The 18,283-nt window shown below is 70.2% G+C and carries 15 protein-coding genes; 8 read left to right on the plus strand and 7 right to left on the minus strand.

The features are described 5' to 3' along the window. Nucleotides 1-10 precede the first annotated feature (10 nt). Entirely contained in the window at nt 11-499 is a 489-nt protein-coding gene (locus VFV67_RS26720; protein ID WP_326473411.1) for a MarR family transcriptional regulator, read from the minus strand. Between the two features lie 65 nt (nt 500-564). Between VFV67_RS26720 and VFV67_RS26725 the strand changes: the two genes are divergently transcribed. The 3 genes from VFV67_RS26725 to VFV67_RS26735 are packed head-to-tail and all read left to right on the plus strand — an operon-like array spanning nt 565 to nt 4,962. Then, entirely contained in the window at nt 565-1,392 is an 828-nt protein-coding gene (locus VFV67_RS26725; protein WP_326473412.1) for a hypothetical protein, read from the plus strand. Nucleotides 1,393-1,399: 7 nt separating this feature from the next. Then, nucleotides 1,400-3,664: a GH92 family glycosyl hydrolase gene (locus tag VFV67_RS26730; RefSeq protein ID WP_326473413.1), complete on the plus strand. Its 2,265-nt coding sequence runs from the start codon at nt 1,400-1,402 to the stop codon at nt 3,662-3,664. Further along, a complete protein-coding gene (locus tag VFV67_RS26735) occupies nt 3,664-4,962 on the plus strand; it encodes a glycosyltransferase (RefSeq protein WP_326473414.1) in 1,299 nt (432 codons plus the stop codon). The genes VFV67_RS26730 and VFV67_RS26735 overlap by 1 nt, the downstream gene beginning before the upstream one ends. On the opposite strand, the gene VFV67_RS26740 is transcribed toward VFV67_RS26735, so the two are convergent. From VFV67_RS26740 to VFV67_RS26755, 4 genes are read right to left on the minus strand one after another with little or no spacing between them, the layout of a single operon-like run. Continuing rightward, nucleotides 4,959-7,268: a HEAT repeat domain-containing protein gene (locus tag VFV67_RS26740; protein WP_326473415.1), complete on the minus strand. Its 2,310-nt coding sequence runs from the start codon at nt 7,266-7,268 to the stop codon at nt 4,959-4,961. The two genes, VFV67_RS26735 and VFV67_RS26740, sit on opposite strands and share 4 nt — an antisense overlap. Before the next feature lie 5 nt (nt 7,269-7,273). Then, nucleotides 7,274-9,115, minus strand: a complete 1,842-nt coding sequence (locus VFV67_RS26745; protein ID WP_326473416.1) for a RiPP maturation radical SAM C-methyltransferase — start codon at nt 9,113-9,115, stop codon at nt 7,274-7,276. Then, nucleotides 9,112-9,444, minus strand: coding sequence for a hypothetical protein (locus VFV67_RS26750; protein WP_326473417.1), 333 nt, complete (start codon nt 9,442-9,444; stop codon nt 9,112-9,114). Before VFV67_RS26750 ends, VFV67_RS26745 begins: the two co-directional genes overlap by 4 nt. 29 nt (nt 9,445-9,473) lie before the next feature. Beyond that, nucleotides 9,474-12,248, minus strand: a complete 2,775-nt coding sequence (locus VFV67_RS26755; RefSeq protein ID WP_326473418.1) for an AfsR/SARP family transcriptional regulator — start codon at nt 12,246-12,248, stop codon at nt 9,474-9,476. Nucleotides 12,249-12,416: 168 nt separating this feature from the next. On the opposite strand from VFV67_RS26755, the gene VFV67_RS26760 reads away from it, so the two are divergent. Further along, the gene (locus VFV67_RS26760) at nt 12,417-13,028 is read left to right on the plus strand and encodes a sigma-70 family RNA polymerase sigma factor (RefSeq protein WP_326473419.1); all 612 of its coding nucleotides are present in this window, start codon (nt 12,417-12,419) and stop codon (nt 13,026-13,028) included. 81 nt (nt 13,029-13,109) lie between these two features. Further along, a complete protein-coding gene (locus VFV67_RS26765; RefSeq protein ID WP_326473420.1) occupies nt 13,110-13,838 on the plus strand; it encodes a hypothetical protein in 729 nt (242 codons plus the stop codon). Here the strand turns inward: VFV67_RS26765 and VFV67_RS26770 are convergent. Further along, nucleotides 13,820-14,557, minus strand: coding sequence for a hypothetical protein (locus tag VFV67_RS26770; RefSeq protein WP_326473421.1), 738 nt, complete (start codon nt 14,555-14,557; stop codon nt 13,820-13,822). The genes VFV67_RS26765 and VFV67_RS26770 overlap by 19 nt on opposite strands. Before the next feature lie 79 nt (nt 14,558-14,636). Between VFV67_RS26770 and VFV67_RS26775 the strand changes: the two genes are divergently transcribed. The 3 genes from VFV67_RS26775 to VFV67_RS26785 all read left to right on the plus strand — a co-directional run bounded on the left by VFV67_RS26775 (nt 14,637) and on the right by VFV67_RS26785 (nt 17,306). Beyond that, nucleotides 14,637-15,488, plus strand: coding sequence for a hypothetical protein (locus VFV67_RS26775; RefSeq protein WP_326473422.1), 852 nt, complete (start codon nt 14,637-14,639; stop codon nt 15,486-15,488). An 82-nt stretch (nt 15,489-15,570) separates the two neighbouring features. After that, nucleotides 15,571-15,939, plus strand: coding sequence for a PadR family transcriptional regulator (locus VFV67_RS26780; protein WP_326473423.1), 369 nt, complete (start codon nt 15,571-15,573; stop codon nt 15,937-15,939). After that, the gene (locus tag VFV67_RS26785) at nt 15,936-17,306 is read left to right on the plus strand and encodes a permease prefix domain 1-containing protein (RefSeq protein ID WP_326473424.1); all 1,371 of its coding nucleotides are present in this window, start codon (nt 15,936-15,938) and stop codon (nt 17,304-17,306) included. The genes VFV67_RS26780 and VFV67_RS26785 overlap by 4 nt, the downstream gene beginning before the upstream one ends. On the opposite strand, the gene VFV67_RS26790 is transcribed toward VFV67_RS26785, so the two are convergent. Continuing rightward, nucleotides 17,297-18,247, minus strand: a complete 951-nt coding sequence (locus VFV67_RS26790; RefSeq protein ID WP_326473425.1) for a GNAT family N-acetyltransferase — start codon at nt 18,245-18,247, stop codon at nt 17,297-17,299. The genes VFV67_RS26785 and VFV67_RS26790 overlap by 10 nt on opposite strands. Between the last annotated feature and the right edge of the window lie 36 nt (nt 18,248-18,283).

Below are 18,283 nucleotides of genomic sequence, written 5' to 3' on the forward strand. Positions count from 1 at the left end.
GGTTGGTGGGTCAGCGTTCGACGGTGAGCATGATCTTGCGGAGCAGGTCGGCGAGGGTGTGCAGCTCGGGTTCGGTGAGCGCGGAGAGCAGGTGATCCTCGTTGCGTTCCTCGGCGTCGCGCTGGGCTTCCAGGGCTTGGGTGCCGGCCGGGGTGAGCCGGACGCGGACTCGGCGGCGGTCGCCGGCGTCGTGCTCGCGGACGATCAGGCCGCGCTCTTCGAGACCCGTAAGCCGGGCGGACAGGGCGCCGCGGGTGAGGCCGAGCTGGTCGGCGAGTTGGGACGGGCTCAGCTCGTGCGGGGTTCCGGCCCGGCGCAGCATCAGCAGGGTCTTGAACTGCCAGATGGCCAGGTCGCCTGCGGTCAGCGCGGTGGACCGGTCGGCCGAGATGTGCCGGGCGATCTTGCTGAGCCGGGCGATGACCTGTTCGCGCAGCGGGTTCAGCGTCGGGATCTCCCGCAGCCATCGGTCCACGTTGGCGTCCACCGAGTCGCGCATGGCAACTATCTTAGACAGCGAATGGTTTGCTGGTGGATAGTCATGTGCATGATTACCTTGCCGGCATGAACACGATTCCTGGTGATGTCATCGCCTCCGCCGTGCGCGCTCTGCTCGCGGCTGCCCGGTTCGCCGAGGCGACCGCGCTGCTCGACGCGGCCGGCGCCGCGGAACATCCGGCGCTCGTCCTGGCCCGCATCGAGGTGACCCTGGCGCGCGACTGGCATCACGGCGAGGTGAGCGCGGCCGAACCGCTGCATGCGGCCCGGGCGGTCATCGAGCGGGCGGGCGACGCCGAGGCGGCTTGGATGCTCGACTTCTTGTCGCTCAAGCGCGACTACAACGAGCGGTTGCTGTCCCCATCGGACGATCGCACGCAGGAGGAGTTGGTCGGGCTGGCGGGCACGCTGCGTGACACCGCCCCGGATCCCCGGTGCCGTGGCTGGGCCGAGTTCTACCTCGGCGTGATCGCCGACAACTTCACCGGCCGGCGCGACACCGCCCCGGCGCACTACCGGCACGCGCTCGCGGCGGCCGCGCGGCACGGGGACGACCTGCTGGTCTTCGAGACCCTGCGTCATCTCGGCGACCATGCGCACGACGACGGCGACCAGATGCTGGCCCGGGAGCAGTGGGAACGCTCCGCCCGGCACGCCGCCCGCGCCGGCTACGTCGCCGGAGCCCTCTCCCAGCAACTGCTGCTCGCCGTCCTCGCCAGGGACCGCGGCGACGAGCCCGGCGCGGTGTTCCTTGCCGGCGAGGTCGCCCGGTGGACCGGGGCGATCGGAGCCCGCCGAACCGAGGCCCTCGCCACCGGTTTCCTGGCCGGCGTCGACCCGACCCGCCCGCCGTTCGACTCCGGACGACCCGCCGAGGCACGTTCACACGATTGAAACCAACGTGGCGCCGCTCCTGACTTACTGTTTCGCCATCATCGACGAGATTGACCCCTTCATCGGAACGGCTGCCACCGCACTGCCCGCGGCGCAGGGGCTGGCGGCTGCCTGGTGGTGGCCCAAACCGCAGGTCGGAAACACCCATCCGGGAGCGACCTCGCCGCTCGGCATGGTGTCCGCCTGCGCCTACTCCGGCGCCTACCCGACGGGATACGGCCGCTACGCCAAGAGCACCGAGGGCGTGCCGGAGGAGATGTTCGACCGGCTGCGGGCCTCCGGGTTCACCCACTTCCAGCAGTCCGGCACCGGCGCGATCCGCAAGTACTACAACTACGTGCGGGTGACCCCGATGGTGCAGTCGCTGGACGTCCTCGGGCAGGCCTGGTCGCTGCACGACGAGACCGCCGAGCCCGGGTACTACGCGGCCACGCTGGACAGCGGCATCCGGTGCGAGATCACCGTCGGCGCCAAGGTGGCCGTGCACCGGTTCGCCTTCCCCGAACACCGCAGCGCCCGGGTCGTCGTCGACCTGTCCTGCGGCGGGCTGGCCATCGACCTCGGCAGCACGGTGCCGCTGCGGGCCTGCGTGGAGAGCGTCGGCACCGACTGCGCCCAGGGCACCGTGGTCGTCGAGGGCGTGCCGCTGTCGGTGTATCTGGAGATCGACAGCCCGGGCTGGCGGCAGATGCTCTGGCACGACCGCCGGCTGATCGAGGGCGGGACGCGGCTGGACTTCGACCGGATCCGGCTGACCACCCTGCGCCCGTTCGGTCTGCTGTTCCGCGGACCGGCCACCCCCGGCCAGAGCGTCGAGCTGCGGATCGGGTTCTCGCTGCGCGGTTGCGCGCAGGCGCGGGAGAACCTGCACCGGGAGTGCGGCCGGGGTCCGGCGGCGTTCGACGCGGTCCGGGCCGAAACCAGGGCCCGGTGGCACGACCAGGTGGACCGGGTCCGGGTCGAGGGCGGTTCGCCGGCCCGGCGGCAGGTGTTCGCCACCGCGCTGTACCACTCGCTGATCAAGCCGTGCTTCGCCGACGACGAGAGCCCGTTCTGGCCTAGCCCTGGGCCGTTCGCGTTCGACATCTGCACGATGTGGGACATCTACAAGACCCAGCTGCCGTTGCTGGCGGCCATCTGTCCGGACCGGGCGGTCGACCTGCTCGAGTCGCTGGTCCGGGTCTGCGAGGAGGAGGGCAACTTCCCGATCGGGTACCGGATGGCGCGCGGTGCGGACCGGTTCTTCCGGCAGGGCAGCGCGTTGGTGCACACCGCGCTTGCCGACGCGCACGCCCTCGGCCTCGGGGACCTGGACTGGGCCTGGGCGCTGGTGCACATGCACGACGACCTGCGCCGGATGTACGGCGAGGACTTCTACGAACACGGCGTCGTGCACCCGATCGCGCACACCCTCGACCTCGCCTACGCCTACCACTGCACCGCGGGCGTGGCCCGGGCGCTCGGCGACCGCCCGCTCGCCGACGAGCTCGACACCCGAAGCCGCCTGTGGTGCAACGCATTCGACCCGGACACCGGCCTGCTGCTTGATTCCTCTTACTACGAGGGCGGCAAGTGGAACTACTCGTTCCGGCTGCTGCACGACATGGCCGCGAGGATCGCGTTGGCCGGCGGTGACGACGCGTTCGTCACGATGCTGGACGCGTTCTTCGGCTACGGCGCGCCGCGGGTGAGCCAGCCCGGCAAGCGACCGAGCCCGGCGGAGATGGCGGCCGGCTACGCGTTGAACCGGTTCGAGGGCCTGAACAACGAGCCGGACATGGAAGCGCCGTGGTCCTACCACTACGCGGGCCGGCCGGACCGCACCGCCGAGATCGTGCACGCGGCGTTGACCTGGCAGTTCGGCACCGGCCGCGGCGGGCTGCCCGGCAACGACGACTCCGGCGGGCTGAGCTCGTGGTACGTGTGGGCTTCCATCGGCCTGTTCCCGATCGCCGGCCAGAGCCTGTTCCTGATCAACGCCCCGGCGTTCCGGCACAGCACGCTGCGGGTACGGGACCGGGAGTTCGTCATCGAGACCAGCGGGCACCGGGAGAACTCGATCAGTTCCGATGGCCTGGAACGGATTCCGCCGCCGCAGTACGTGCAATCCGCCCGGCTCAACGGAAAACCGCTGGACGCCGCGCACCTGTCCGCGTCCGAGGTGCACGCGGGCGGCCGGCTGCACCTCGAGCTCGGCCCGGAACCGTCCGAGTGGGGCCGCAAGATCGTGCCGCCGTCGCTGTCCGAACCGTCCGGCCCGGGAGCCCGCTGATGAGCTACCTGCTGAGCCGCCGGCTCGTCATCGTGGTCCGGGCCGACCCGGTGATCTGCGGTCACTCCGGCGAGGCCCGCAACCTGGCCGAGGTCGCGCTCACCCGTGGCTTCACCGACGTGCGGCTGCTGACCTGGCCGGTCCCCGTGCTCAAGGCGGTGGGCCTGCCGCTCAAGCCGCTGGACCGGATCCTGCCGTACAGCAAGGGGATCACGGTGGAACGCCCGGAGCCGGTCGGCGACTACCGGGTGCCCGACGGCCGGTATCTGGCCGGGCTCACCGGCCGCCTGGTCGAACTGCTGATCGAGCCGATCCCCACGGTCTGCCTGTCGATGTACCTCGCGCCGCACGACGCCGTGATTCGCGACGCCGTGGACGCGGTGCGCGCGGCCGGGTTCGCTCCCGATGTCCGCACCATGGCCAAGGCGGTGGGCTCGGACGTCACCAACGTGATCCGCTCCTGCCTGCGCGAGCGGCGGTTCGGCGCGGCGGTCGCGCTTTTCGCCCGGTTTCTGGCAAACGACCAGGTGATCGCCGTGTCCGACTACACCCGGCGGGAGATCATCGCCGCCGCCGGGGCGGTCGACACGCACTGCGGCACCCGGTTCGCCGAGCAGTGCCGGCGCCGGGTCTCGGTCAGCTACCCGCCGATCGACACCGCGGCCTACCTGCACCTCGACCCGGAACTGGTGGACACCGCCCTGCGGCGCCGCGGCCTGCACCGCGACGGCTACGTCCTGTTCCTGTCCAGGGTGGCCCGCGCCAAGGGCGTCTACGACCTGGTGAGCGCATTCGCCCGGTGCCGGGCCAGGTCCCGGCTGCGGCTCGTGATCGCCGGCACCGGCCCCGACCTGGAGCAGGTCCGCGCGGTCGCCCGGGACGACGACCGGATCGTCCTGCTCACCGACGTCGACGACGAGGAGAAGCCGTTGCTGATGAACGGCTGCGCCGCCTACGTCCTGCCGACCAGACCCGAACCGGACTTCGTCGAGACCTTCGGCATCGCGCTGACCGAGAAGATGCTCGCCGGTGGCGGACCGGTGATCACCACGGACACGGGGGGCGTCCTCGAAGCCGTCGGTGACACCGCAATCCTCGTCCAGCCCGGCGACGTCGCGTCGATCGCCGAGGCGATAGACGCCGCCACCCTGCACCTTTCCCCCGAGAACCGCTGCGCCATGGCCACCCGTGCCCGCGACCACGCCCTCACCTTCGACCGGGCCCGCGTGTTCGACAGCCTCTTCCCGCCGCCCCCCGATCCGGCCACCCACAGCGGCCTCGCGGCCACCGCAACCTAGATCGGCTCCGGTATCTGCGCCGGCAGGCGCGGGCCGGAGCGGACGTCGAGGTCTTGGAGGACACCGGAGACGATCGCGCCGGTGATGCTGGTGTGGCGGGCGCCCGGGGTGTGGACGGCGGTCAGTTCGAACGATACCGAGCTGCCCGCCACCTTCGCCGAGCCGACGTAGGCGGGCGTGCCGGCCAGGCGGTGCACGGCGAGGTGTGCGGTGTTGTCGTTGGCCGGCCAGGAAAGCACGAGCATGCTGGTGTGCAGTGAGCCGTCGAACTCGGCCCGGCTGGCCACCAGGGCCGGGATGGTCGGTGTGGTGAGCAGTCTGGCCAGCGCGGTGAGGTCGATCGCGACCGCCAGCCGGCGCCCGCCGCAGCGCAGGCCCGCGATGCCCGGGCCGACGATCATGCCGTAGGTGTCCTGGGGCAGCCGGGCGGCGTTCGGAATCTGTTCGTAGCTCTCGAGAACCGGTGACCGCGGCGCGCCGGCCGGGGCCGGGGCCAGCCGGGACTCGCCTGCGGCCGGCGGCGCGCAGCCGCCGAGGCCGACCCGGTGGGCGATGACCGACCGGGCGAATGCCGCGGGCCCGGCCAGGTTCGGATCGGTGTCCGCCAGTTCGGACAGCACCGGGATGACGTCCTCCTCGCCGACCCGGGCCAGCCCGGCGATGATCTTGTGCAGGACCGGGACGGACCGCTCGGACGCCAGCGCGGCGAGCAGCGCGGCCTGCGCCTGCGGGCCGGCGAACCGGGACAGCCAGGTCGCCGCGGCGGCGCGCACGGTGACGTCGGCGCACTCGTCCCGCAGCGCCGCGCGGAACAGTTGCCGGCCGTCGTCCGGTTTGGCCGCGGCGAGTAGGGACATCGCCCGCAGCCGGTAGTGCGGATGGGCGGCGCCACCGGCGATCGCACGCAGCTCGTCGAGGGCTGCGCGGTCCAGCGAGTCGATCGCCGCGGACTCCGCCCGGCCGGTCAGCAGCGCGGCCACCGGATGCCGGATCGCACCGGGGGCGCTGGCGCCGAACCGGGTCGCCAGGGCGGTACCGCGCCCGGTTCCGGCCTGCCAGCCGCAGACGATCGGGTTGGGTCCGCAGGTGTGCTCCACGCCGGTGGTTCCGTTCAGGGAGAACACACCGCCGCCGGGTGGGTCGACGTCCCGGTCACTCCAGACGGTCGCGGCGCCGTCCGGCACGTTCACCGCCCGAACGACGAACACATCCAGGGCGCTGCCGCGCATCGACCACCGGTCGGCCAACTCCTCGGCTTCGGCCGGACCGTCGATGATCTCCCAGGCGGCGGCCGCCCCGGGCCCGATGCGGAACTGCCGGACCGCACGAACGTCGAGTCCGGCCTGGAAGCAGATCCAGCGGGCCAACGCCAGCGTGCTCTCCGGCCCGATGGGCGGGAAGAGACAGTCGAGCCCGACCCGGATCAGGTTGACGTCCACCGTGCGCAGGTTCGGCTCCCACCACTTCAGGAACAGTTGGGCGGCCGGGCCGCGATGCACCACCAGTTCGTGCTCGGGCCCGCGGGTTGCCGCGGCGGGTCCGGAGCCGAGCGCCGCGCCGTCCTCGTGCCGGTACCAGCCGTGCCAACTGCCGTTGCGATATTCCCGCTGCCACAGGGCTTTGTCCGCACCGCGGGCGTAGAGGTCGACGACCGTTGGGTGGCGGGAGACCGCGCAAAGACCGTCGACGGCGTCCCCGTTCGGCGAGCCGAGGGAGTTCCAGTCGCTCCAGCCGGTACCCGAGCTGAACTCCTTCGACCACACGTGACCGCCGAGGCCGACCACGAACACGATCTCGTGGTCCGGGCCGCTCGATGCCGCCGCCGGGTCGGCGGCGAGCAGCGCCCCGTCCTCGTGCCGGCCCCAGTACCAGGCACCGTGAAACCAGACCAGCTGCCAGAGAAAGTTGTCGCCACCCCGCAGATAGACGTGGCACACCTTGGGGTTGCGGCAGATCGCGACCGGGTCGCCGACGAATCCGGTCGCGGTGGTGCCCAGCGAGCCCCAAGGACTCCACCCGGCACCGGAGGTCCATCCCTTGCCCCACAAGGTGCCGTCGGTCCCGGCCGCGAACACGATCTCGTGATCGGGCCCCATCGAACCGACCGCCGGTGACGACGCGAGCACCAGACCGTCGTCGTGCCGGTCCCAGCCGTGCCACTGCCCGTTCGCGGAACCCAACTGCCACAGGGCGTTGTCGCTGCCGCGCACGTAGACGTTCGTGCCGGTCTCCCGGGACGAGATCGCCGGCCGGCCGACCACCCCGCCCGGCGGGCTGCCCAACGGTATCCAGGCACTCCAGCTCATCCGGCTCACCGTCCCGGCACTGCCGGTATCGCCAGGGACAGCGCGAGATCACCGTCGCGGAACATGAGCCCGCGCTCCTGGAACCGCTGGAAGGCGTCCTCGACAACGCCGACCGAACAGTCCAGTTCGAGCCGGCGATGGACGGCCCTTGCGGTCCGCGGCTGGTCGCTGCAGTCGAGGTAGATGGCGGCCAGGACGTCGTGGAAGGTGTACGACCCTTCTTGTCCGCGATGCCGGGCGTCGACGATGCGGAGATAGCCCGGGGACGAGTGGTAGACGAGTGCCGGCCGGTCGTCCGGCTGCCACGCGGTGGTCCATTCGGCGATCGCTTTGCGCAGCGCGGAGTATGCCGCCGGCGGCAGCGCGTCGGTCAGTTCGTAGTCGAAGAAGTAGGCGACCCGGTCGAGGTCCACGGTGTCCGGGTACACGTACCGGTGGCTCGCCTCGGGTTTCCGGTAGCGGGTCGGGAACCGGCCGGGTTGGCTGTGCATCGGGCTGAACCGCTCCAACGCGACCCGTCCGGCGCACGCCGGCGGCTGCAGGTGCACCAGATGCGGGACCACCCCGGCCTGTTCCGTGTAGTCCGTCTCGGTCTCGCCGGGGAAGCCCCACAGGATGTTCCAGGTCACCTCGATGCCGTAGTACCGGGCCCAGCGGAGCAGGTTCACGTTCTGCGCGGCGCGGACTCCCTTGTCCATCAACCGCAGCACCGCGGAGCTCAGCGACTCGAGGCCGGGTTGCAGGTGCGTGACGCCGCCGAGCGCAAGGGTCTTCAGCTGCGCTCTGCTGAGGTTCGCCTTGACCTCGTAGAAGAACTGGTAGTCGCTGGCACTTTCGGTGATCGCCGGGAAGAGTTCGCGCAGGTAACGCGGATCGAGGATGTTGTCGACCGCTTCGAACCGGAAGCGCCGGTAGCGCCGGCTCTGGACGGCGAGCTCGTCGAGCACCCGCCGGGGGGACTTGGCCCGGAATCGCATCGTGGTCTGGTTGAGGCCGCAGAAGGTGCAGTGGTGTTTGGCGCCCCACCAGCAACCGCGGGCCGACTCGAACGGGATCCAGACCGCTTCGGTCGGCAGCCCGAGCCGGCCGGCCCGCTCGAAGTACTCGCCGTAGTCCGGCGCCGGCAGGTCGTCGAGCTGCTCGTGCGGCGGTGCCGGCGCGGTCGCGACATCTCGGGTGGCGACCCCGGGCACGGCGGTGGGATCCGTGCCCGCGGCGAGGGCGGAAAGCAGCGCGGGAAACGCGCTGTCCGCCTCGCCGACAACGGCGAAGTCGACGCAGTCGACCGACCGCACCAACTCGACGCCCATCTCGCCGTCGAAGTTCGCACCGCCGAACACGGTGACGATCTCCGGGTAGCGCCGCTTCAACCGGCGGGCAAGGGCGAACGAGGCGGTGTTCTGCTGGAACGTGCAGCTGAACCCGACGACCCGAACCTCGGACCACGGGTAGCCGTCGACGAGGGCATCGAGAAAAGCGGGTACGTCGTGGTCCCGAATGGCAAGCAACTGCTCCCGCGCGGCTGCCGCGGACCCGGCCAACCGGGCGAACTCCTCGCCGAACTCCGCCAGCAGCCCGGCCTCCCGGTCGGGTGCGGCGTCCCCGAACGCCTCGAGCGCGAACAGCCACTCGCCGACCATCCTCGTGTGCTGGTCGGCGAGCAGCCGGTAGCGATCCACGCCGATCGCGGCCGCGAAGTCGAGATTGGCGTGCAGTGTGTGCACCGGAAAGCCGTGTGCCGCCCCGATCGCCTTCAGCAGGCCGAGCTGTATCGACGGCCGGTCGACCTGCATGAACGGCATGGACACGAGGACGGTCGGCAAGGCCGCCGGTGCACCGTCGGTCATTTCGGCTGGCTCCGCACGATCCTGGGAGTGGCGGCGCGGTAACCGTTGTCCGTGGCCGTCGGTGGTTCCTCGTACACGATCGCGGCGGGCGAACCGTTCCGGTACTTCAGGAGCAGGTTGACCTTGTCCGTCGTCAGGGGATCGAATGCGTGGTCGAAGTCTCTGGTGAGATTCGGCGCATCGCTACCGTTGCCGGCATCGGTGATACCGCGGGCGACACCCAGCATTGCTCGCAGCAATGTCTGCTGGTCGCCGCTGAGTCCACTGTTCGGCAACCAGCCCTTGAGTTTCGCGGACAGGGCACTACTGTCTGGGTTGAAATCACTCATTGCCCCCACCTTTCAGAAATTGTCGAGAATCATACTTGCGGGGAGTTTGCCAGTTTGGCGCGGGTTTCCTGGGCGTCGGTATGGCCAAGGCGATCGAGAATTTCGACCGATCGCTGCCAGGCGATGCGGGCCGACTCGTGATCGCCGGCATCGTCGTGGGTGTCACCGAGCGACGACAGCGCGACCGCTTCGAGGTATGGATAGCCGTACATACGGCACAGTCCGATCGCCGACTCGTAACATTCGATCGCGCGTGGGTGGTCGCCGAGGTGGTGATGGGCGTAGCCGATGCTGTGCCAGGTCTGGGCGGCACCGCGGTCGTCGCCGATCGTGGTCTGCAGTTCGAGAGCTTCCCGGCAGAAGCCGAGGGCGGCGTGGTAGTCGCCGTGCTGGGCGTGGAACCAGCCGATCGCGTTCAGCAGCTTGGCCTGTCCGGCCTGATGTCCGGCCGCGCGGAACAGGTCCAGTGCCTTCTCGGCGTGGTCGAACGCCTCGACGTTGCGCTGTTGCCGCTCGAGGTTCCAGGCGTGGTCGTACTCGACTCGGGCCTGACCGGCCAGGTCGCCCGCCGCCCGATACAGCTCGAGCGCGATGTCGAACCGGCGGCTGGCCTCTTCGTGCTCGTCGAACCAGACGTGCGCACAGCCCATCTGGTGGTGCGCGAAGGCCTGCCGGAACGGATCGTCGAGTCGCTCGGCGGCGGCGACCGCCACCGAGCAGGCCACCAGCATGTCGTGCCAATGTCCTTGGAAGCTGAGGAATCGTTGCATCGCCCAGGCCAGCTCCCAGACCTCGGCGTCGAGCTCGGCGGACTGGCGGATGGCGCCGAGCAGCACGCGGTGCTCGGCGTTGAACCAGGCCAGTGCCTGGTCGTTGTCGGCCATGGTCTCGGCCGAGACTCCCGGCAGGAGCCCGGTCAGCGCCGGCAGTTCCTTGCGATGTGGATCGAGCCGGGCGTCGGCGTGGTTGGCGCTGTGGATGTAGTGGACCAGCAGCCGCCGGTGCGCGGCGCGGCGGTCGTCTTCCGGGTCGAGCGCGGTGGCCTGCTCGGAGGCGTAGGCACGCAACAGGTCGTGGCACGCGTAGCGGCCGGGCCGGTGCTCGGTGAGCAGGTTGGTGCGGGCCAGCTCGGCGAGCAGGTGACGCGCGTTGCTGGTGGGCACCCCGGTGAGACTCGCCGCGGCGCGAACGCCGATGTCGGGTCCCGAGTGCAGGCCGATCAGCCGGAACAACCGCGCGGCCGGCTCGGTCAACTGCAGGTACGACCAGGAGAAGACCGCCCGCGGATCGGTCGTCGGATCGGCGTTGGCGAACTCGTCGAGGCCGCCGCGGGCGGCGCGAAGTTCGTCGGCCAGCGCCGCCAGCCGGAACCGGGGATGCGTGGCCGCGCGTGCGGCGACCACCGCGAGCGCCAGCGGCAGCCGGGCGCAGAGTTCGATGATCTCCTGCACCGCCACGGGTTCCGCCGCGACGCGGTTGGCGCCCAGCCGGCCGGCGAGCAGCTCGTGTGACTCGCTGACGTCGAGCAGATCGATGTCCAGCGCGTGCGCTCCCTCGGCGACGACCAGGCTGGTGAGCAACGCCCGGCTGGTGATCAGGGCCAGGCTGCCCGGCGAGCCGGCGAGCAGCGGCCGCACCTGCTCGGCGGACCGCGCGTTGTCCAGGATCACCAGTACCCGCCGGTCGGCGAGCAGGCTGCGGTACAGCCCGACCTGGGCCTCGAAGCTCGCCGGAATGCGCTTGCCGGGCACCTCGAAGGCGTCCAGGAAACCCCGGACGGTCTCGGCCGGGGTGACCGGCGAGCCGGTCGGGTCGAACCCGCGCAGATTCGCGTAGAGCTGGCCGTCCGGAAACCGGTCCCGAACCCGGTGCGCCCAGTGCACGGCCAGCGCGGTCTTTCCGACCCCGGCGGTGCCGGATACCGCGACGATGCGCGTGGCCGAGTCGACGTCGATCAAACTGTCCAGCAGCCGCAGCTCGTCCTCGCGGCCGGCGAAGCCGTACAGGTCCGGCGGCAGCTGTGCGGGAGTCGCCAGCGGGTTCGTCCGCTCGGCCGCGGGAAGTTCGCCGCGCAGGATCGCCGAGTGCAGCTCGATGAGCTCCGGGCCGGGATCGGTGCCCAGTTCGTCGGCGAGCCGGCGCTTGATGCGGCCGAAGCGGTCGATCGCCTCGGCGTCGCGTCCGTCCGCGTGATATGCCCGGATGAGCAGCGCTTCGAGCGGTTCGGCAAGCGGGTACTCGTCGATCAGGTCGGGCAGCGTGCGGATCGCGTCGGTGGCCCGCCCGAGCGACAGCAGGACCGCGCCCAGATGCACGACCGCGTCCAGGCGTAGCCGGTACCAGCTTTCCCGAGTCTTGGTCACCCACTCGCCGGCGATCCCGGCGAGCGGCGGCCCCCGCCACAGGTCCAGTGCCTCGGCCAGCACGGTCGCCCGGTCCGCGTCGGCGGTGGTGCTGCCGGTGCCGCGCTCGACGAGCAGCGCGAAGCGGTGCAGGTCCACCAGATCCGGATCGATTTCCAGGACGTATCCGGCGCTCCGCTTGTCGATTCGCGCCTCCGTCCCGGTGATCTCGGTCGCCTGCTTAAGCAGGCGGCGGAGCTTACTTAGGTACGGATAAAGCACATCCCGGGCCATTGCCGGCGGGGAATCGTCCCATACCCGATCGATCAGTGTCTCGACCGGCACCGGCCGGCCGACGTCGACCGCAAGTGCGGCCAGCACTCGTTGTTGCCGCGGGGCGCCGACATCCAGCAACCGACCCGCCGCGTTGAGTTGAATCTCGCCGAACAGCCGGAACTCCATGCAGCTGACCCTCGGTCGCCCACTCATGATTCGCGATCTCGTCGATGCTGCCTGCTTCTCAAGGTTGTCGCAAGGTTCACAACCAGGGCGTCGCGACATCGTGAGCCCACTGGGCCACCCCGGTGTTGAGGGAGAGGTATCGGCAGATCCGATAAAGGGAGTGGAAAAATGCCGGACAAGTCGGTAACAGCCCTGCTCGAAAGCGCCCGGCAGGGTACGGAGACGGCCTGGCGCGAAATCCTGCGCCGATATTCCCCGCTGGTGTTCGCCGTGTGTCGTGATCATGGAATCTTCGGCACGGACGCCGACGACGTCAGCGGAAACGTCTGGCTCGGCCTGCTGACCGGCATGGTCACGATCCGCCGGCCGGAAGCGTTGCCCGGCTGGCTGATGACCGCGACCCGGCGCGAGTGCCTGCGCATGTTGCGGGACAAACGGCGCCAGATTCCGGATGGCCGGGAGTTCTCCATCGGAACCGAGCCGGGCACCGACGTGCACCTGCTCGCCGAGGAGCGCCGTGGCGTCGTGCGCGGCGCGTTCGCGCAGCTCCCGCAGCGAGACCGGGACCTGCTGGCGATGCTGTTCGCCGACCCGCCGGCCACCTACGCGGAGATCAGCTCGAGCCTCGGCATCCCGCTCGGCGCGATCGGTCCGACCCGCCAGCGTTGTCTGGCCAGGGCACGCCGCATCCCTTCGATCGCGGCCCTGCTCGACGACGACGGCCATACCGCACTCCCCACGCCTCGGATACCTCTCCAGGGACGGCAGCAGGCCGGATAAATACCCGGACCCGGCCATCGGTGGGAACTGTCCGGCCAGTGGCCACTTGTCCGCTCACCCACGAAAGTGCGGAGGTTCGCCTTGGAACTTGGATTCCTGCAACTTGCCACGCTGTTCTGCCAAACGCTGGCGACCGGCCTCGACACCAGGCGCCGGCGCGCCCCCGATCCGGTGGACCCCCGGTACGAACTGATCGTCGCCATCGACACGGCCGGATCGGGCAGTTGGGACGATCTCACCCAGCTGCGGGCCCGGACGTTGCTCGACGAGCTGGTTCAGGCCGCGTTCCGGGCCGCCGGCATCCCGTGGCACAAGCTCCGTACGGAGGACCGGGGTGACGGCATGATCCTGTTCATCCCCGCGACCGTGCCGAAGACCCAGGTGCTCGACGCCGTGATCCCTTACCTGAGTGCCGGACTGCGGGATTGCAACCGCAGGCGCGGACAAGGGCCGCGGCTCAGGCTGCGGGTCGCCGTGCACGCCGGTGAGGTGCTGCACGGCCCGCTCGGCTGTGTCGGCACCGATCTGAACCTGACCTGCCGCCTGGTCAACAGCCGGCCGGTGTGCCGGGTGTTCACCCACCACCCGGACGCCGACCTGATCCTGATCGCCTCCGAAGCGATCTACCAGGCCATGGTCCGGCACAACCACCGCAACATCGACCCCGCCCGCTTCACCCGCGTTCACGTCGGCGTCAAGGAGGTCCGCGCGAAGGCCTGGATCCACATACCCGAACCGCGACGCGCAACCCCGCCGCGCACCCTCGCCCCCGCCGACCTCCGCTGGGTGACCTACCTGATCGGCAGATAGGAACCGATGTCCGCCAAGGCAAGGAGCACCTCGCGATCGATGGTCCCGGTCGCCACGTCGGCCTCACCGATCACCCGGGCGGCGGCCCCGTCCCGGCGAATGTGGTAGTGCTGCCCGGTGATCTCGACGCCGGCCAGATCCAGTACCGCGGAAACGGGCAGCGGACGAACATCCCCGCTGCCACCGACGTCCTCCACCTCCTGGAACGCACTGGCCTGCGCGGCGGTCCGAAACCCGATCCGCACGACGGAGACGACGGCCGCGTTTCCCTGCCCGTCACCGACGAGGAGCATCATGCCGGCCAGGGAGGTGCACGGAGTCCGGGTCAGGAACTGCCGAACCCGACCCGTGGCGGAGGCCACACACGCCACCCCGGTCTCGATCTTTCGGTTCAGCTCCTTGAACTTCACCCGGCTCCACGCCTCGTTCGCCCGCCCCTGCCGGGCCGACTTCCGCCCCTCGGCGCGGCGGGTGCTGAGGTCGCGGCCCGGCAGCGAGTCGACCACGTCCCGAGAAAGGTTGCCCGGAACACTCCCGGCCGCCGTGCCACCGCCGCCGCTCGCACCCAGCCCGCCCGCCCCCACCGCCCCACCCCCACCGGCCAGGGCCACCGCGGCCAGCACCGCGAGGACGGCTCCGCCGCCACCCTTGCCACCGCCCTTGCCGCCACCGCCGGCCAACGGATACTTCGTCCCATCCGGTCTGGTACGGAACTCCATCAGACAGCCCCCTCGCATCGGCAGCTGACGTCGATGCCGGCCATTACACCACCGGCATCGAGGTTCCACACTGGACAGAATGCCGTCGAATGGACGGAACCCGGCCACAAGCCACCCGTCGATCTTCGCCGAAAGCACGCCGCGCGATCCGGCGATGGGCAACACTGGCGCGGTGCTTCGCCGACTGCTTCCCGTGTTGTTGCTGCTGCTGACCGGATGCGGCGGTGGTGCGCCGGCCGCGGCCGCCGATCCGGTCGAACTGCTGGACCGGTGGCGGGACGCGATGGCGCACCAGGGATCGGTGCGGTTCGAGGTGGACACCCGGGCCGAGGGACGTGACCCGTGGCACACCACCTGGTCGGGTGTGTTGCACCTGGCCACGAGCGGATTCCTCGGCACCACCAAGGATTCCGACGTCACGATGCGGCATGAGTCGAAGTACGGCCGGTCCGGCTACCACGTGGTGGACTTCGACGACACCCGGGAGACCTACGTCGAGCACACCCGGTTGCGGCTGCCGGTGGGCAAGTCGTTCGTCCGGCTCGACCGGGACACCCAGGTGCCCTGGGTCTGGGACCTGACCCGCCAGATCAGCATGGACAGCAACGACTTTCACCCCAGCGCGCTGTTCGGCGACCTGGACCGGGACACGCTGCGGCTGGTGGCGGCCACCGGCGACCGTTATGTGCTCGCCGCCGGCCGGGCGGAGGAGTCCAACCCGGCCACCTCGGCCAGCAGCGAGGTGACGCTGACCGTGTGGACCGACGACGCGGACCGGGTGACCCGGGCCGAGCAGTCGTCGGTCGGCGAGGACCGCCAGCAGCACCACACCACGACGGTGTTCGCCGACTGGGGCGCCGCCCCGCCTGTCCGCCGCCCGCCGGCGGACACGGTGGCCGGCATGGCGGAAGTGACCTGGTCACCGCGCTGACCGACCCCGGCGTTGCGTCCAATATTACCTAGCTCTACTATGCATCGTGCTGCTAGGGGTATCGGACATACGTGGAGGTCGGGTGAAGGTCACCAAGGATCTCGTGGCCGCATCGGCGACGCCGATGGTGTTAGGCATCCTGGCCGGAGGGGACAGCTACGGCTACGCCATCCTGCGGCGGATCAACGAGCTGTCCGGGGGCGAGTTGGACTGGACCGAGGGGTTGCTCTATCCGTTGCTGCACCGGTTGGAGCGGTTGGGCTATGTGGAGTCGAGTTGGCAGGCGGTGGCGGGGGAGCGGCGCCGCAAGTACTACCGGATCACTCGCAGCGGCGTGGCCGAGCTGGCCGAGCAACGCCGGCAGTGGGACACGGTTGTTGGCGCACTCAAGCAGATCTGGCGTGGCGACGCCCGCCCGATGATCACGATTCCGGTGGGGAGCTTCGCATGACCGACCGTCAGGACGAGCTGGAGGCGCAGTTCGCGCAGTGGCGGCAGTACGTGCAGCGCCGCCCGCAGCTGCACGGCTCCGATGCCGAGGAACTCGAGGATCATCTGCGGGGTTCGGTCGCGGAGCTGCTCGCCGCCGGGCTGCACGCCGATGAGGCGTTTCTGGTCGCGGTCAAGCGCATGGGCAGCCTGGACGAGCTGTCCCGTGAGTTCGCCAGGGAGCATTCGGAGCGGCTGTGGAAACAGCTGGTGCTGACCGGCCAACCTGAGGACGGTCCGGTCGCGGAGCGGCGGTCGCGGCGGGATCTGCTCGTCATGGTCGGCGCCGCGGCGGGGGCGGCGGTGTCGGTCAAGGTGCCGGCCCTGTTCGGTCTCGGCTTCGACGAGGACGGCGCGTTCTATGCGACCAACTTCAGCCTGTTCGCGCTGCCCTGGCTGGCCGGGTTTCTGGCCTGGCGCCGGCAGGCCAGCAAGGCGCTGATCGGCGTGCTGGTGGCGTTGTTCGTGCTGGGTGCCGTGGGAGCCAACGTCTACTCGCTCGGCGATGAGTCGCAGTCGTTGGTGTTGACCAGTATCCATCTGCCAATCGCGTTGTGGTTCGTGGTCGGTCTGGCCTATGTGGCCGATGAGTTGCGCGCGCCGCGCCGGCGGATGGACTTCATCCGGTTCACCGGGGAATGGTTCGTCTACTACGTCCTCATCGCGCTCGGCGGCGGGGTACTGGTCGCCTTCACGCTGGGGACGTTCGAGGCGATCGGGGTCTCGCCGGAAGACTTCGTCGTGCAGTGGCTCATTCCGTGCGGAGCGGCGGCCGCGGTGGTGGTGGCCGGGTGGCTGGTCGAGGCGAAACAGAGCGTGGTGGAGAACATCGCCCCGGTGCTGACCCGACTGTTCACCCCGCTGTTCGCTGCGGCCCTGCTGGCTTTCCTGGTCGCCGTGGGGGTCACCAGCGACGGTATCGACGTCGAGCGGGACGCGTTGATCCTGTTCGACCTGCTGCTGGTCGTGGTGCTGGGATTGTTGCTCTACACCATCTCGGCCCGCGACCCGTTGGCCCCGCCCGCACTCTTCGACAAGCTTCAGCTCGCCCTCGTGGTCAGCGCCCTGGCCATCGACGTGCTGGTGCTGCTGGAGATCGTCGGGCGGATCACCGAGTTCGGCACCACGCCGAACAAGGCGGCCGCCCTGGGCGAGAACGTGATCCTGCTGGCGAACCTCGCCTGGTCGGCCTGGCTGCTGCTCGGTCTGCTCCGCCGCACCACCCCGTTCGCCACCCTGGAACGCTGGCAAACCACCTATCTTCCGGTGTTCGCCGGGTGGGCCTGGATCGTGGTCCTGATCTTCCCCCCGGTGTTCGACTATCTCTGACAGCTCCAGGTCATGATGATCTCGCGTTCGAAGTTGACGTAGCCGGCGCGCTGGAAGGCTTCGGCCATGGGGATGTTGCCGAGGTCGGTCGCGGCGCGGATCCGTGGAACGTGTTGTGCGGCAAGGATTCGGGTGCCCTCGGCGAGGATGTCGTCGACGTAGCCGTTGCCGCGGTGGGCCGGGAGTACCGCGAGGTAGGCGATGATCGGGTTGTAGTCGTTGCGCGCGGGGATCACGAAGCCGACCGGCGCTCCGTCGAGCAGGGTGGCGACCCGCCACCAGTCCCGCGGGCTGGTGTAGCGCGCGAGTTCGTCGTCGTAGTGCCGGATCGCCGCTTCCCGGACGGACAGCACGGCCAGGTCGTGTCGGCTGTGGGCGTCCAGCGTTGCGTCCAGCGCCTGCGCCAGCAACGCCAGCAGTTCGTCGGAGTCGCGAATGGACCGGAACTCCAGCCGGCCGCTCGGCCGCGGAAGTGGTGCGTCCGGGCGCCATTCCAGTCGCAGTCGTTCCACGAACAACCGGGCGCCGGTCCGCTCAAGAACCCTCATCCGGTCCTCGACCGCGCGTTTGCCGGCCGGATTCGCCCGCCAGTCGGGTGGGACGTACCGGCCGTACTCGGGTCGCGGCGCCGTGCCGGGGAGGATGGCCGCCAGCGCGGTGCGCAGAAGTCGTTCACCGACGCGCAGCCGGGCGGCGGCGGTGTCGTCGATGTCGAAGATGTCCAGACGGGACGGAACGTCCGCGCCGGCCCGGCCCCACCAGGCCGCTCTGGCCAGCAGGTGATCGCCGCGCAGGGCGACCCACAGCCATTCCGGCCGGCGCCGGCCGGCGGCGAGATCGTCGGCGAGTTCTTCGTTGAGGGCATAGGGAAACCGGCAGAACAGGTCGAGCTCGGCGGGTCCGGCGATCGGGCGCAGGGTCGGTTCGGCCTGATCGCCCATCGCAACATCACCTCGCGCGGCAGGGTAGCACCGAGC

It is taken from the genome of Actinophytocola sp. (assembly GCF_035762905.1).
Taxonomy (GTDB): domain Bacteria; phylum Actinomycetota; class Actinomycetes; order Mycobacteriales; family Pseudonocardiaceae; genus DASYTH01.

Coding starts and splice junctions, on each gene's coding strand:
- VFV67_RS26720 (WP_326473411.1), bottom strand. CDS start 499: ATGCGCGACTCGGTGGACGCCAACGTGGACCGATGGCTGCGGGAGATC.
- VFV67_RS26725 (WP_326473412.1), top strand. CDS start 565: ATGAACACGATTCCTGGTGATGTCATCGCCTCCGCCGTGCGCGCTCTG.
- VFV67_RS26735 (WP_326473414.1), top strand. CDS start 3,664: ATGAGCTACCTGCTGAGCCGCCGGCTCGTCATCGTGGTCCGGGCCGAC.
- VFV67_RS26740 (WP_326473415.1), bottom strand. CDS start 7,268: ATGAGCTGGAGTGCCTGGATACCGTTGGGCAGCCCGCCGGGCGGGGTG.
- VFV67_RS26745 (WP_326473416.1), bottom strand. CDS start 9,115: ATGACCGACGGTGCACCGGCGGCCTTGCCGACCGTCCTCGTGTCCATG.
- VFV67_RS26750 (WP_326473417.1), bottom strand. CDS start 9,444: ATGAGTGATTTCAACCCAGACAGTAGTGCCCTGTCCGCGAAACTCAAG.
- VFV67_RS26755 (WP_326473418.1), bottom strand. CDS start 12,248: ATGGAGTTCCGGCTGTTCGGCGAGATTCAACTCAACGCGGCGGGTCGG.
- VFV67_RS26760 (WP_326473419.1), top strand. CDS start 12,417: ATGCCGGACAAGTCGGTAACAGCCCTGCTCGAAAGCGCCCGGCAGGGT.
- VFV67_RS26770 (WP_326473421.1), bottom strand. CDS start 14,557: ATGGAGTTCCGTACCAGACCGGATGGGACGAAGTATCCGTTGGCCGGC.
- VFV67_RS26775 (WP_326473422.1), top strand. CDS start 14,637: ATGCCGTCGAATGGACGGAACCCGGCCACAAGCCACCCGTCGATCTTC.
- VFV67_RS26785 (WP_326473424.1), top strand. CDS start 15,936: ATGACCGACCGTCAGGACGAGCTGGAGGCGCAGTTCGCGCAGTGGCGG.
- VFV67_RS26790 (WP_326473425.1), bottom strand. CDS start 18,247: ATGGGCGATCAGGCCGAACCGACCCTGCGCCCGATCGCCGGACCCGCC.